This window comes from Curtobacterium sp. MCSS17_008 (genome assembly GCF_003234185.1).
Classification (GTDB): Bacteria; Actinomycetota; Actinomycetes; order Actinomycetales; family Microbacteriaceae; genus Curtobacterium.
Window position 1 is genome coordinate 539129 of sequence record NZ_QKSM01000001.1, and the last position, 13641, is coordinate 552769.

The 13641-nt window shown below is 74.0% G+C and carries 14 protein-coding genes; 6 read left to right on the plus strand and 8 right to left on the minus strand.

The genetic code is table 11. The annotated features are described in order from the left end of the window. The first annotated feature begins 68 nt into the window (after nucleotides 1–68). The 3 genes from DEJ23_RS02460 to DEJ23_RS02470 are packed head-to-tail and all read left to right on the plus strand — an operon-like array spanning nucleotide 69 to nucleotide 3038. Nucleotides 69–1037 (plus strand): CPBP family intramembrane glutamic endopeptidase, encoded by a 969-nt coding sequence (locus tag DEJ23_RS02460; protein ID WP_111238640.1) that lies wholly within the window; start codon nucleotides 69–71, stop codon nucleotides 1035–1037. Then, nucleotides 1024–2373 carry a sensor histidine kinase gene (locus DEJ23_RS02465; RefSeq protein ID WP_111238641.1) on the plus strand — a complete coding sequence of 450 codons (1350 nt, stop codon included), beginning with the start codon at nucleotides 1024–1026 and terminating at the stop codon, nucleotides 2371–2373. Before DEJ23_RS02460 ends, DEJ23_RS02465 begins: the two co-directional genes overlap by 14 nt. Then, the gene (locus DEJ23_RS02470) at nucleotides 2370–3038 is read left to right on the plus strand and encodes a response regulator transcription factor (RefSeq protein WP_111238642.1); all 669 of its coding nucleotides are present in this window, start codon (nucleotides 2370–2372) and stop codon (nucleotides 3036–3038) included. The genes DEJ23_RS02465 and DEJ23_RS02470 overlap by 4 nt, the downstream gene beginning before the upstream one ends. Nucleotides 3039–3195: 157 nt before the next feature. On the opposite strand, the gene DEJ23_RS02475 is transcribed toward DEJ23_RS02470, so the two are convergent. Further along, complete coding sequence (locus tag DEJ23_RS02475) at nucleotides 3196–3798, minus strand: NAD(P)H-dependent oxidoreductase (protein WP_111238643.1); 603 nt, start codon at nucleotides 3796–3798, stop codon at nucleotides 3196–3198. Nucleotides 3799–3900: 102 nt separating this feature from the next. Between DEJ23_RS02475 and DEJ23_RS02480 the strand changes: the two genes are divergently transcribed. After that, complete coding sequence (locus DEJ23_RS02480; RefSeq protein ID WP_111238644.1) at nucleotides 3901–5565, plus strand: ABC-F family ATP-binding cassette domain-containing protein; 1665 nt, start codon at nucleotides 3901–3903, stop codon at nucleotides 5563–5565. 63 nt (nucleotides 5566–5628) lie between these two features. Here DEJ23_RS02480 and DEJ23_RS02485 read toward each other — a convergent pair whose 3' ends face one another. After that, nucleotides 5629–6945 (minus strand): cytochrome P450, encoded by a 1317-nt coding sequence (locus DEJ23_RS02485; RefSeq protein WP_309147070.1) that lies wholly within the window; start codon nucleotides 6943–6945, stop codon nucleotides 5629–5631. A 73-nt stretch (nucleotides 6946–7018) separates the two neighbouring features. Here DEJ23_RS02485 and DEJ23_RS02490 point away from each other — a divergent pair, with 73 nt between their 5' ends. Continuing rightward, complete coding sequence (locus tag DEJ23_RS02490; RefSeq protein WP_111238646.1) at nucleotides 7019–7936, plus strand: L,D-transpeptidase; 918 nt, start codon at nucleotides 7019–7021, stop codon at nucleotides 7934–7936. On the opposite strand, the gene DEJ23_RS02495 is transcribed toward DEJ23_RS02490, so the two are convergent. After that, nucleotides 7929–8447 carry a gluconokinase gene (locus tag DEJ23_RS02495; RefSeq protein ID WP_111238647.1) on the minus strand — a complete coding sequence of 173 codons (519 nt, stop codon included), beginning with the start codon at nucleotides 8445–8447 and terminating at the stop codon, nucleotides 7929–7931. The genes DEJ23_RS02490 and DEJ23_RS02495 overlap by 8 nt on opposite strands. Next, nucleotides 8447–9988 (minus strand): GntP family permease, encoded by a 1542-nt coding sequence (locus DEJ23_RS02500; RefSeq protein ID WP_258375213.1) that lies wholly within the window; start codon nucleotides 9986–9988, stop codon nucleotides 8447–8449. The genes DEJ23_RS02495 and DEJ23_RS02500 overlap by 1 nt, the downstream gene beginning before the upstream one ends. Before the next feature lie 221 nt (nucleotides 9989–10209). On the opposite strand from DEJ23_RS02500, the gene DEJ23_RS02505 reads away from it, so the two are divergent. Continuing rightward, complete coding sequence (locus tag DEJ23_RS02505) at nucleotides 10210–10959, plus strand: FadR/GntR family transcriptional regulator (protein ID WP_111238648.1); 750 nt, start codon at nucleotides 10210–10212, stop codon at nucleotides 10957–10959. Nucleotides 10960–11004: 45 nt separating this feature from the next. On the opposite strand, the gene DEJ23_RS02510 is transcribed toward DEJ23_RS02505, so the two are convergent. Genes DEJ23_RS02510 through DEJ23_RS02525 form a run of 4 tightly spaced genes read right to left on the minus strand, consistent with a single transcriptional unit; the run spans nucleotide 11005 to nucleotide 13575 of the window. Beyond that, nucleotides 11005–11613, minus strand: coding sequence for a GNAT family N-acetyltransferase (locus tag DEJ23_RS02510; RefSeq protein WP_111238649.1), 609 nt, complete (start codon nucleotides 11611–11613; stop codon nucleotides 11005–11007). Between the two features lie 27 nt (nucleotides 11614–11640). Continuing rightward, nucleotides 11641–12321 (minus strand): uracil-DNA glycosylase, encoded by a 681-nt coding sequence (locus DEJ23_RS02515; protein WP_111238650.1) that lies wholly within the window; start codon nucleotides 12319–12321, stop codon nucleotides 11641–11643. A gap of 4 nt (nucleotides 12322–12325) precedes the next feature. Next, nucleotides 12326–13045, minus strand: a complete 720-nt coding sequence (locus tag DEJ23_RS02520; protein WP_111238651.1) for a Type 1 glutamine amidotransferase-like domain-containing protein — start codon at nucleotides 13043–13045, stop codon at nucleotides 12326–12328. Further along, nucleotides 13042–13575, minus strand: a complete 534-nt coding sequence (locus tag DEJ23_RS02525; RefSeq protein WP_258375214.1) for a phosphoribosyltransferase — start codon at nucleotides 13573–13575, stop codon at nucleotides 13042–13044. The genes DEJ23_RS02520 and DEJ23_RS02525 overlap by 4 nt, the downstream gene beginning before the upstream one ends. Nucleotides 13576–13641 lie beyond the last annotated feature (66 nt).

A 13641-nucleotide genomic window follows, 5' to 3' on the forward strand; every position in this document is an offset into this window, starting at 1 on the left:
GTGGAACTCCCCGTGGTGCGTCCCTCCGCCGGTCGTCCCGGCGCGCGGGCGTTCCTAGCGTCGGTGTCATGACGAACACGACCGAAGTCCGGCCCGGCGCCGGCACCGCCACCCCTCGTCCGTCGGGGGTCCGGGGCGTGGTGTCCCGGCACCCGCTCGCCTCCTTCGCCACCCTGGCGCTCGGCCTCAGCTGGCTGGCGTGGGTGCCGTACATCCTCAGCCCGCACGGTCTGGGTGTGTGGGACCTCCACTTCCCGGAGTTCCTCGGCTCCGCCCAGTTCACGGGCATCCTGCCGGGAGCGCTCCTCGGTCCGCTCGGCGGCGCGTTCCTGGTGACCGCGCTGGCCGACGGCCGTCCTGGTCTGCGCCGTTGGGTGGGCCGCCTCTGGCGCTGGCGGGTCTCCTGGTACTGGTACGCGCTCGCCCTGGTCGGCGTCCCCGCCCTGGTCGTCGTCACCGGGCTGCCGTTCTCCGGCGGGCAGGTACAGGCGCCGAGCACGCTCGCGCTCCTGGCGCTCGTCCCCGGCCTCGTCGTCCAGCTGTTCACCACGGGGCTGTCCGAGGAGCCCGGCTGGCGTGACTTCGCGCTCCCCCGGCTGCAGGAGCGCTACGGGCCGCTCGGTGCGGCTGCGGTGCTCGGGCCGCTGTGGGCGCTGTGGCACATGCCGCTGTACCTGTCCGACTGGGGCGGGTGGCCGGAGGCGCACTGGTCCGAGCCGCTCGTGTTCGCCCTGTTCACGATCACGTTCAACGTGGTGATGACGTGGGTGTTCAACCGGACGGGCGAGAGCCTGCCGATCGCCCTGCTCCTGCACGTCGGCGTCAACAACACCATCTCGACCCTGTGGGCGGACATGTACCCGGGGATGACGGCGGGCACGATGATGCACGGGTTGGCGATCGTGTCGACGGTGGCCGCCGCCGTCCTGCTGGTGGCGACCCGTGGGCGGTTGGGCTACGTCCGGCCGGGAGGCGCGGATCACCTGCCCGCGTCGGCCTCCGTCCGCCTCGTAGGATCGGATGATGGCACCCGCTGAGGCCCGCGACGCGCACGTCGCCGCCCCGTCCCGCCCGGAGCGGGACGCCGGCGGCGGCCGTGTCCGTCGCACCGACGTCCTGGTCGCCGTCGCGACCGCCGTCGTCTCGCTCGGGCTGCTGCTCGGGCTGCCGCCGCTCGACGCCGCCGACCCGGACACCCTCGGCCGGCCGCTCTCGGCTCCCGCGGTCGGCGGTGCTGACTGGACGGCGACCGCGCTCGGGCTCCTGGTGCAGTCCGCGGTCCTGCTCGGTGCTCGTCGGGCTCCCCGGGCGGTCCTGCTCGCGGTCGCTGCCGTACCCGTCCTCGTGGTCGCCGTCACCTCCGGCGGCGACCTGTTCGGCATCACCGCGCTCCCCGTCGTCGTGGCGGTGGTCCTCGCCGCCGTGCGGGTACCCCTCGCGCGGCTCTGGCCCTCGGTCGTCGGGGCGGCGGCTCTCGTGGCTGCCGGCGCCGCGGGCAACTGGATCAAGCTGAACGGCGCGCTGTCCGGCCGCTCCCTCGGCGAAGCACTCGTCGACGCGCTCCCACAGGGCGTCACGCAGGCCATCGGTGCCGTCGGGCTCCCGCTCGTCGTGGCGCTCGTGGTGCGGTCCCGGCGCGAGGTCCGGGCCGCGAAGGACGCCGAGGTCGCGGCCCGCACCGCCGAGGCGTCGGCAGTGTTCCGCGAACAGGACGCCCGGGTCGACGCGGCGGTCTCCCGGGAACGCGCCGCGATGGCACGGGAGCTGCACGACATCGCCGCGCACCACCTGTCCGGCATCGCGCTGATGTCCGCCGTGATCGACCGGCAGATCGACACCGACCCGGCCGCCGCGCACGAGGGCGTCCGTCAGGTGCGGGAGCAGAGCACCGCGGTGCTCGAGGACCTCCGCCGTCTGGTCGGGCTGCTCCGTGACGACGCCCCGGCCGAACGGGCGGTGGAGACCGTCGCCGGGATCGTCGACCTGGTCGAACGGGCGCGGTACCGGTCGGACGTGCGACTCGAGGTCCTCGCCGGCGACCGCCCGCTCGCCGAGGGCGTCGGCCCCCTCGCGCAGCTCGCCGCCCACCGCGCCGCACAGGAGGCCCTGGCGAACGCCGCCCTGCACGCTCCCGGTGCCGCGGTCACCGTGACGATCGACGACCGCGCCGACGACCAGCTGGAGCTCCGGGTGGAGAACGCCGCACCCGCCGCACCGGCGTCGGGGAGCACGGCAGCGGGCGGGAACGGACTGCGCGGCATGCGCGAGCGGGCGGACCTGGTGGGGGCGCGCCTCCAGACCGGTCCGACGGAGACGGGAGGCTGGTCGGTGACGCTGGGACTCGGACGTGAGGCGCCGGAGGTGACCCCGTGATCCGGGTGCTCGTCGCGGACGACCAGCCGCTGGTGCGGGCTGGGGTGTCGACGCTCCTGGCGGCCGAGCCGGACGTCGAGGTCGTCGGCGTGGCGGCGGACGGCGGCGAGGCGCTCGCGCTCGCGCGGACCACCCGACCGGACGTCGCCGTGCTCGACATCCGGATGCCGGTGCGGAACGGCATCGAGGTCGCACGGGAACTCTGCGCGCCGGACGCGGACCCGGCCGTACCGACGCTGATGCTGACGACGTTCGACCTCGACGACCTGGTGTTCGGGGCGCTCGAGGCGGGGGCGTCCGGGTTCCTGCTCAAGGACGCGGAGCCCGACGTGATCGTCGAGGCGGTGCGGCAGGTCGCTGCGGGCAACGGCACGATCGACCAGAGCCTCACCCGCCGGGTGCTGCGGGAGTTCGTGTCGCGACGGAGCCTGCAGCCGGTGACGGGTGACCGTGCTTCGGAGGTGCTGACCTCGCGGGAGCGCGACGTGCTGCTGCTCCTGGCGCAGGGCATGTCGAACGAGGAGATCGCGGCGGAGCTCGTCGTCGAGGTCTCGACCGTCAAGTCGCACCTGGCTCGGATGCTGCCGAAGCTCGGGGTCCGCTCGCGGCTGCAGGCCGTGGTGTGGGCGTACCAGAACCGGGTCGTGTCGGTGCCGGAGGGGTAGGCGCAGGCGGCGGCGGGTCCTTCCGGGCGTACCTGGTCGTTCCGGGCGTACCTGGTCCTCCTGTTCCACCAGGTACGCCCGATCCCGCCAGGCATCGCATCCGCTTTGGGAACGAACGGGCACGCCCGGACAGGCGGACAGGCGTGCGGTCGCCGTGTCAGGCCGGCGGGCGCACCGCGACGACGACCCGCTCGACCGCGGCCGCCACGGCCCGCTCGCGGACGGCGGGGTCCTCGTGCTCGGACTCGTACACGAAGGCCGTCGCCCCGCGCTGCGCGCCGCAGTAGTCGACCACGCCGTGCTCGAGCTGCGTCCGGAGTGCCTGCTCGTACCCGTGCCGCTCGTACACGCCGGCGTCGTCGCCGGCGATCGGGACGAGGTACACCGTCAACCACCCGAGCCGTCGCTCGATGCGCCCGTCGTCCCCGACGCCGAACGCCCACCCGTTGACGAACACCCGGTCCAGCCATCCCTTGAGCAGTGCCGGCACCGACCACCACCACACGGGGAACACGAGCACCAGGTGATCGACCCCGTCGAGCCTGGCCTGTTCCGCCGCGACGTCCGGTGCCGGGTCGGTACCACTGCGGTACGTGTGGCGGTCGGCGTCCGTGAAGCGCGGGTCGAAGCCCTCCGCTGCGAGGTCCGCGACGGTCACCGGCCCAGCCCCGGCCGCGGTCAAGGCCGCGTCGAGGCGGTGGGCGACGGCGAGCGTCAGCGAGTCGGGATCGGGGTGGGCGGTCACGATGAGCGTCGGCACGGCTCCATCATGCCGACCGCCGGGTCCGGACGGACCGACGGGTGGGAGGCGTGGTGCGAGCCGGCCCCGCGCCTGGCATCCCGGCCGTGGGACGATTGGCGGATGACCGCCACGCTCGTCGCCAAGGACCTCGCCGGCGGGTACGCCGCACGAACGCTCTTCGAGGGCCTCGACCTCACCGTCGCACCCGGTGACGTCATCGGCTTGGTCGGGGTGAACGGTGCCGGCAAGTCGACGCTCCTCCGCCTGCTCGCAGGTGTGGACGAACCGCTCGCCGGTACCGTCTCGACGAACCCGCCGGACGCCTTCGTCGGCTGGCTCCCGCAGGAGCACGAGCGCATCGCGGGCGAGACCGTCGCCGCGTACGTCGCCCGTCGGACGGGATGCGCCGAGGCCACGGCCGAGATCGACCGCGCGGCCGACGCCCTCGGCGCTCCGGACGCTGGCGACGCGGCGTCCGACCGGTACTCCGCCGCGCTGGAGCGCTGGCTGGCGTCCGGTGCCGCCGACCTCGAGGAACGGCTCCCCGTCGTGCTCGCCGAGCTCGGCCTCGACGTCGCTGCGGACGGCACCGGCGTCGGCCCCGACTCGGCGATGACGGCACTGTCCGGCGGTCAGGCCGCCCGCGTCGGGCTCGCGGCCCTGCTGCTCTCGCGCTTCGACGTGGTGCTGCTCGACGAGCCGACGAACGACCTCGACCTGGACGGCCTCGACCGGCTCGAGCAGTTCGTCCGGGGGCTGCGCGGCGGTGCCGTCCTGGTCAGCCACGACCGCGAGTTCCTCGCCAGCTCGGTGACCGCCGTCCTCGAGCTCGACCTCGCCCAGTCCTCCCACCGGCTGTTCGGCGGCGGCTACGAGGCGTACCTCGAGGAACGCGAGGTCGCCCGCCAGCACAAGCGCGACGCCTACGAGGAGTACGCCGCCACGAAGGCCGATCTGGTCTCCCGGGCGCGGACGCAGCGCGAGTGGTCCAGCCAGGGCGTCCGGAACGCCATGAAGAAGAACCCCGACAACGACAAGATCCGCCGCCGGGCCGCCAGCGAGTCGAGCGAGAAGCAGGCGCAGAAGGTCCGGCAGATGGAGTCCCGCATCGCCCGCCTGGACGAGGTCGAGGAGCCCCGGAAGGAGTGGCAGCTCGCCTTCACGATCGGCAGCGCGCCGCGCTCGTCCGCCGTCGTCGCGACCCTGTCCGACGCCGTCTACGAGCAGGGCGACTTCACGCTCGGCCCGGTGTCGCTGCAGGTCTCCGGCGGCGACCGCATCGGCATCACCGGCCCGAACGGCGCCGGCAAGTCGACCCTGCTCCGCGCGCTGCTCGGCCGGACCACGCCGACGAGCGGTTCGGCGTCGCTGGCGTCGAGCGTCGCGATCGGCGAGGTCGACCAGGCCCGCGCGGCGTTCACGGGCGGGCAGCCCCTGGCCGCCGCGTTCGAGGAACTGGTGCCGGAGATGACGACGGCCGACGTGCGCACCCTGCTCGCCAAGTTCGGGCTGCGGGCGGACCACGTGGGCCGACCGTCGTCGGCGCTCTCGCCGGGCGAGCGGACCCGCGCCGGTCTCGCGCTGCTGCAGGCCCGCGGGGTGAACGTCCTGGTGCTCGACGAGCCGACGAACCACCTCGACCTGCCGGCGATCGAACAGCTCGAGCAGGCCCTGGAGTCCTACGACGGCACCCTGCTGCTCGTCACGCACGACCGGCGGATGCTCGACACCGTGCGGCTGGACCGCCGCTGGCGGGTCGAGGCGGGTTGCGTCACGGAGGTGTGACGGGACGGCCGGGAGGCCCGTGACGGGCCCGTCACGTGCCTCCCGTCCGTCGTTCCCGTCGGGTCAGTGCGCGGACCGGTGGAACGGGCAGCCACCGGACCCCGCGGCGCGCGCGCCGCGGCGCGTCACACGTCCGCCGGATGCGGGCTTCGTCGGCATCCGGCGCCGGTCGACCCCGAGCCCCTCGTCGAGCACCTCGATCCGTGGGTCGCTGAGCGCCGCGACCGCGGTGGCGAGGGCCGCGACGGCCACCTTCTCCCCCGGACACCGGTGACCGGTCGCGACGTCCGCACCGCCGTGCGGCACGAAGGCCTCCACGGCCTCGACGTCGTCCCAGCTCGTGACGTCGAGCCAGCGGGCGGGGTCGAACCGGTCGGCGTCGGACCAGGAGCGGTCGTCGGTGTCCGTGCCGAGGATGTCGAGCACCACGCGATCGCCCGCGTGGACGTGCTCGCCGTCGAGCTCGACGTCCTCGGTGGCCCAGGCCGGGAGCATCGGGACGAAGGGCGCGGTGCGGCGGACCTCCTGCGCGAACGCGACGGCGACGGGCCCGTCGACGAGGGAGCCCCGCCCGGTGGTCTCCTCGGCGATCCGACCGCGCCACTCCGGCCGGTCGTGCAGCTCCTTCGCCGCGAAGGCGACGAACCGGGCGACGGCGATCGCCGGACGGATCGAGTTCTGCAGCTCGATGCCGGCGGTCCGTGGCGGGAGCAGGGCACCCTCCGGGTCACGGTGCCAGGCCCACTCGTGCAGCGCCGTGCCCTCGGCGGGGTGCAAGCGGCCACCGCGGACCGCCTCGACGAGCCGGGCGGCGTGCCGGTCCGACCAGTGTCGGTTCAGCACGGCGAGCAGGTACTCCGGCGAGTACGGCACGCCGAAGCCGTCGACGACCTGGGCGAGCTTCCCGGCCCAGCGCGTCTTCGCCGCCGGGGTGCCGGGCAGCCCGGCCCAGCGCATCACCGCACGACCGATGGCGCCGACCGCCGCGTCGTACGCGGTGCGACGACCGCCGGCGAGCCAGGCGTCGAGCTCGCGTGCCCACTCCTCGGCGAGGAACGGGGTGAGCCGGCGGACCTGCTCGTCCTCGTAGGCGACGTCGACGAAGGTCGCCTTGCGGTGGCGGTGCTCCGCGCCGTCGAGCGAGTGCACCGAACCGACCCCGAACAGGGTCCGCTGCACGACCGCGGGCATGGCGCCGTGCCGGGCGGTGCGGTCGCCGTCGTAGAACAGGTCCACGCCCTCCTTGCCCCGCACGAGCAACGCCTGCCTGCCGAGCAGCCGGAACGGCACCGCACGGGCACCGGGGCGGGTGCGTCGCCACAGGTCGGCGCCGAAGCCGTAACCGCGGGTGAGGAGTCCGAGGGAGTCGTCGATCGCCATGCCGGCCATGCTGCCAGCGCGTCCCGACGTGCCCTCACGGGCAGGATCTGGTGGACTGGACACGGGAGGGGACATGCGACGCAGGACCTGGGGCATCACGATCGCAGCGGTGGCAGCGGTGACGCTCGCAGCGGTGGGGATCGGGGCGGCGGTGCAGACCCCGGCGCCGATCGCGACCACGGCCACGCGGACCACGCCGACGCCGACCCCCACACCGACACCGACACCCACGCCGACGCTCCCCGCGGTCCCGGCGGCCGCGTCCGAGGCCGAGCTCGCGGCGCTCCCCCTCGCGTTCCACGACGCGGTCGTGCCCGAGCTGCTCGACGGCAGTCACGTGCGGCCCGACAACCGGTGGGAGATCGCCACCCCGAACCAGCGTCTCGTGGCGCTCTACGCGGAGGCCTCGCCGGACGCCGAGCCGGTCGCCACCCTCGCCTCGACGGTCTCCACGATCGAGACGCCGGCCGCGACCGCCGTGTGGGGCCGGTCGGCCGGGAAGGACGGCGGCATGGTCCTCGTCTCGACCCCCGCGCGGAACCGGACGCCCGGCGACGGCGGTGACCCGACGGCGCCGAGCGCGACGTTCGCCTGGGCCCGGGCCGCCGACTTCACGATCGCGCGGACGGACCGGATGATCCGGGTCGACGTCGCCGCGTCGACGGTGTCCGTCGTCGGGAAGGACGGAACGGTGTCGGCGTCGGAACCGGCGCGGCTCGGGACCCCGGAGGACCCCACGCCGACCGCGACCGCGACCTACGTCGAGGCCGCCTACGTCGACACCCGCGTGACCTACACGCAGGGCAACCCGATCATCCTCACCGGCGCGCACTCGTCACGCATCCCGCAGTACGGCGGCAACGCGGCCCTGACCGCGCTGCACTACTACCCGGACCCGACCGGCAGCTCGCACGGGTGTGTCCGGATCTCCGCGGCGATGACGAAGACCCTGTCGGAGCTGCCGGTCGGCACCGCGATCTGGTTCAGCTGACCGGGCGGAGGCCCAGCCGTGCCACGACCTCGGCCCCTTCCTCGTCGGGCGTCCGGTCAGCCGACACGGTCAGGTGTGCTTCGTCCGGCTGCGGCGGTTCGAGCGTCGCGAGCTGCGATGCGAGGAGCGACGTCGGCATGAAGTGCCCGGAGCGGGCGGACATCCGCTGCTCGACGAGCGCCGCGTCGCCGGCGACGTGCACGAACACCACCCCGGGTGCACGCAGCACCTCGCGGTAGGAGCGCTTCAGCGCCGAGCACGTGACCACGCCGGGGGTGCCGGAGTCGAGCCGGTCGCGGATCCAGCCGGCGACGACGTCGAGCCACGGCCAGCGGTCGTCGTCGGTGAGGGGTGTGCCCGCCTGCATCTTCGCCACGTTCGCAGGCGGGTGCATCTCGTCGCCCTCGGCGAAGTCCCACCCGAGCTGGCCCGCCACCGTGGCCGCGAGCGTGGACTTGCCGGAGCCCGAGACGCCCATCACCACGAGGACGCGCGGTTCGGTGCCGACCATCAGAGGAACACCCCGGCGATGAGCACGCCCACCAGGCCGATCACCGAGATGAGGCACTCGAGCACCGTCCACGTCTTGAAGGTCTGCCCGACGGTCGTGCCCAGGTAGCCCTTGACGAGCCAGAAGCCGGCGTCGTTGACGTGCGAGAGGAACACCGAACCCGCACCGATCGCGAGCACGAGGAGCGACGTCTCCGGCGTCGACAGGTCGGCGGCGATCGGGGCCATGATGCCCGCGGCGGTGACGGTGGCGACGGTCGCGGACCCGGTGGCGACGCGCACCAGAGCGGACACCACCCACGCGACGAGCAGCACCGAGATGCCGGACTCCTGGACCGCGTCGGCGATCACGCCGCCGATGCCGGTGTCGATGAGGACCTGCTTGAAGCCGCCGCCCGCACCGACGATGAGGAGCACGCCCGCGATCGGGGGCAGGGCGTCCTCGAGCGACTTCGCCACCGCGCTCCGGTCCATCCCGCCGCCGATCGCGAAGAACACCATCGCGAACACGGTCGCGATGCCGATCGCGATCATCGGGCTGCCGAGGAAGTCGAGCAGCGACACCCAACCGCCGGAGGCGTCGGGAGCGGTGGCCTCGCGCACGGCCTGGGCGAGCATGAGGACGACCGGCAGCAGGATGCCGACGAGCGCGACGGTGAACGACGGGCTGCGCGGTTCGCTGATCACGCGCGTGAAGTCGCTCTTGCCGTTCGGCAGCGACGCCGTGTCCTGCGTCGCGGGGCCGCGGCGTGCCTCCCGGCCCGCGTGCGCGGGGTCGGACGACCCGGTACCGCGGGAGCCGAACATGTCGGGCGCCGGGATGTCGACCCAGCGCGCGGCGAACCGGGCGAAGACGGGGCCGGCCAGGATGATGACCGGGATCGCCAGGACGATGCCGAACGCGAGCGTCGTGCCGAGGTTCGCGCCCACGGTCGAGACCGCGACGAGCGGGCCCGGGTGCGGCGGGACGAAGGCGTGCATCGTCGAGAGACCGACCAGGGCGGGCACTGCGATCCGCATGATCGGCACCTCGCTGCGCTTCGCGACGAGCACGATGATCGGGATGAGGAGCACCAGGCCCACCTCGAAGAACATCGGCAGGCCGATCAGCGCCCCGATGAGCGCCATCGTCCACGGCAGCGCCGCCTTCGACGAGCGCCGCACGAGGGTGTCCACGACCCGGTCGGCGGCACCGGAGTCGACGAGCATGCGGCCGAACATCGACCCGAGGCCGACCAGGATGCCGACGCTCGTCATGGTCGCGCCGAACCCGTTGCCGAAGCTCGTGACCGTGGCGTCCGGCGCGAGCCCGGCGCCGATGCCGACCCCGAGTGCGCCGATCGTCAAGGCGACGAACGGGTGCACCTTGAGCCAGGTGATGAGCACGATGATGACGACGATGCCGAGGAGCGCGGCGGTGATCAGCTGCCCGATCGGTCCGGACGGGTCGACCGTCTGCGTGCCGCCGCCCTCGGCGGCGAGGACGGTCAGGCCGTGCAGCGCGTCGGTCGGAGCGGTCCCTCCGGTGGGTGCGTGAGGCATCTGTGCCCCTTCCTGGAGCCGCTGCCTCGCGGCTCCGTCGCCTTCGTGTGCGTGTCGTCACGCTCCGGGCGGCCGGTCCCTCCAGCCGCTCGCAATAATCTGATAAATCAGACTGTACAGCGATCTGCCGCGCGGCACCCGCCGTGCGACGCAGTCTGCCGCTTCGATGGAGTCCACGTCACGCCGACGCCGCCCTGCTCGAGTCCACCCCCGGAGGAACGATGACCACCGCCCGCGGTCTCCACGCCCACGTGCTCGAGACGCTCGGGCAGCGGATCGTCGACGGACTGCTCCCTGCCGGCGCGGTCGTCCGACCGGAGCTCGTCGCAACCGAGTTCGGCGTGTCACGCTCGGTCGTCCGCGAGTCGCTCCGCGTCCTGCAGTCCCTCGGGCTCGTCGAGCCCCGGCAGCGCGTCGGCACCCAGGTGCTCCCGATCTCGTCGTGGGAGCTCCTCGCGCCGACCGTGATCCGGTGGCGTGGCGCCTCCCCCGCGTACTTCGTGCAGCAGCGCGAGTTGCTCGAGCTCCGGCTCGGGGTGGAGCCCGTGGCGGCGGCGCTCGTCGCCGGCCGCGTCTCCCGTGACGACGGCCCGGGTGACGGCGGCAGTGACGGAGGCGGTGCTGCACCGGGCGACGCCGTGCTCGAGGCGGCCCGGGCGATGCTCGACGCCTGCGCCCGCGAGGACAGCCGCGCCTACCTCGAGGCCGACGTCCGGTTCCACCGTGCACTCCTGACCGGTTCCGGCAACGCGGTGTTCACGCACTTCGCCGGCACCGTCGAGGCGCTCCTGCGCACCCGGACCTCCGAGTCGCGCGACACCATCACGCGCTGGACGCGGGACGCCGCGGCACGGCACGAGGCGGTCGCGGTGGCGGTGGTCGCGGGCGACGCGACCGGCGCGGGCGATGCGGCGACAGCACTGCTGCGCGTGACCCGCGACGAGTTCATCGCCGAGGCGCCCGGTTCCTGACGGGAGGCGCGGGGCGGTCGACCCGCGCCGACGCCCCGCGCGCCGTCAGCGCTTGGTGCGCGCGAACAACCGCGGACCCCGCAACCGGAGCCGCATGGTGACGGTGCCGAGCCACCGATCGTACTTGAAGCCGACCCTGCCCATCCGGCCGACCTCCTCGAAGCCGAGCCGCTCGTGCAGGCGGATCGACGCCTCGGCCTGGCGGTCGGCGATGACGGCGATGACCTCGCGGACGCCGGCTGCCCGGCACTCGTCGAGCAGCGCCTCCATGAGCGCGCGCCCGAGGCCCTTCCCGCCCGATGCGGCGCCGAGGTAGATCGAGTCCTCGACGACGTGGTTCGACCGGTCACGGGGGTTCCACGGGTCCACGAGCGCGTACCCGAGGATCTGCCCCGAGGGGTTCTCCGCGACCAGGAACGGCAGCCCACGCCGGCGGACCTCGTCGTAGCGCTGCTTCCACCGGGCGAACGTGAACGCTGCCGGGTCGAAGGTCACCGACGAGTTCCGCACGTAGTGCGTGTGGATCTCGCGCACGTCCGGCAGGTCCCGCGGCTCCGCGGCGCGGATCGTGTACGAGAACGCGGCCTCGACCGGCACGGGCGCGCGCAGGTGCCGCGGCAGGACGCGCCGGCGCTGGTATTCCTCCTCGAGCACGGTCCGAGCCTACGGGGTGCACCCCGGTCAGGCGGGGAGCGTCCAGTCGACGGGCTCGGCACCCTGCTCGCGCAGCAGTGCGTCGACCTGCGAGAACGGCCGGCTGCCGAAGAAGCCGCGTGACGCACTGAGCGGCGACGGGTGCGCCGACGCGACCACCGGGGTGTCCCCCAGCAGCGGACGAACGGACGCCGCCTGCGCTCCCCAGAGCACGGCGACGAGCGGGGTCCCCCGGCCGACGAGGGCACGGACGGCCTGGTCGGTGACCGCCTCCCACCCCTTGCCCCGGTGGCTGCCCGGCGCCCCGGCCCCGACCGTCAGGACCCGGTTGAGCAGCAGCACGCCCTGCTCGGACCACGCCCGGAGGTCGCCGTGCTGCGGCGCCGTCAGACCGAGGTCGTCGTGCAGCTCGCGGTAGATGTTCGCCAGGCTGCGCGGGACCGGCCGCACGTGCGGGTCGACCGCGAAGGACAGACCGATCGGGTGGCCGGGCGTCGGGTACGGGTCCTGGCCGACGACGAGCACCTTCACGTCCGCGAACGGCTGCGTGAACGCGCGGAGGACCACGTCGCCCGCGGGCAGGTAGTGCCGACCGGCGGCGACCTCGTCCCGGAGCCAGGCGCCCACGCGGTGGACGTCGTCCTCGACGGGGGCGAGCGCCTCGGCCCAGCCCGGGTCGACGAGTTCGCTGAGGGGGTGGGGGCGCACGCGCCTAGGCGCCCATGGTCGCGACGGAGACGGACTCGTCACCGGCGACCACGCGCCAGACGCTGCCCGTCCCACGGACCTCGAGGGCGCCCTCGCCGACGACCAACGCCGTGTCCTCGTCGATCGCCAGGCCCGCGGTGACGAACTCGGCCTCGGCCGCGGCGACGAGCCGGGCGAGCGTGCCGGCCTGCACGGCGTGCACGTCGATCGTCAGGTCGACGAGTCCGAGACCCTCGCGGAGCTCGACCTCGTCGATCCCCTCGGACGCCTCCTGCGGGCAGACCTCGACACCGCCGATGCGCCAGCCGCCGACCAGGGCACGGTCGGCGGCGACCATGGCGCCGGCGGAGTAGCCGAGGTACGGCAGGCCGTCGGAGACGAGGAGGCGGATCTGGTCGACGAGCGGCTGGATCGCGTCGAGGTACGCCGGGGTGACGCCCCCGCCGACCACCAGGGCGTCGACGTCGCTGAGGACGGTCGTCGCGAACACGTCGCCCGCGGCGACCTCGGTCACGAGGACCTCGGCCTGCCGGGCGCCGCCGAGGACCTCGGCGATGTCCGCGGTGGACGACGGCGTCGCACCGGCGGAGTCGGCGACGGAGAGCAGCGCGATGCGGGGCACGCTCCGGCCGACGGCTGCGGAACGGGCCGTGGCCTCGGCGAGGAACGGGGCGGCGACGTCCGCCGCGACGAGGGGTCCCCCGCCGACGAGGTGGATGCTCACGACTCGGCCGTCACCGGGGCGAGGGCGCTCCACGGGAAGGTGATCCACCCGTCGACGCGACGCCACACGTGGTCGGGCTCGAGCACGGTGCCGGGCTTCGAGTACAGGCACGCGCTGCGCACGTCGGCGCCGGCGTTGCGGATGATCTCGACGACCAGGCGCAGCGTCCGACCGGAGTCGGAGACGTCGTCCACCACGAGGACCCGCTTGCCGGCGAGGCTCGGGGCGTCGAGCGCGGGCGACAGGATCACCGGCTCGTCCAGGCGCTGCTCGACGTCGGTGTAGAACTCGACGTTGATCGAACCGCACTCCTTCGTACCGAGCGCGTAGGCCACCGCGCCGGCGATGATCAGCCCGCCGCGGGCGACCGCGACGACGACCTCGGGCTCGAAGCCGGACGACAGGACGTCCTTCGCGAGCAGCCGTGCCGCGTCGCCGAACTCCAACCAGCCGAGCACCTCGGGCCCGCTCGTCACGGTCACGGTCGAGGGTGCCTGCGCGGTCGACCCGGGTTCGCTGCTGATCGGCATCCGCCCACGGTACCGGCAGCGACCCCGCCGCCGCGACCCGTGGCCCGCGGCCGCGCGCGTCCGCCC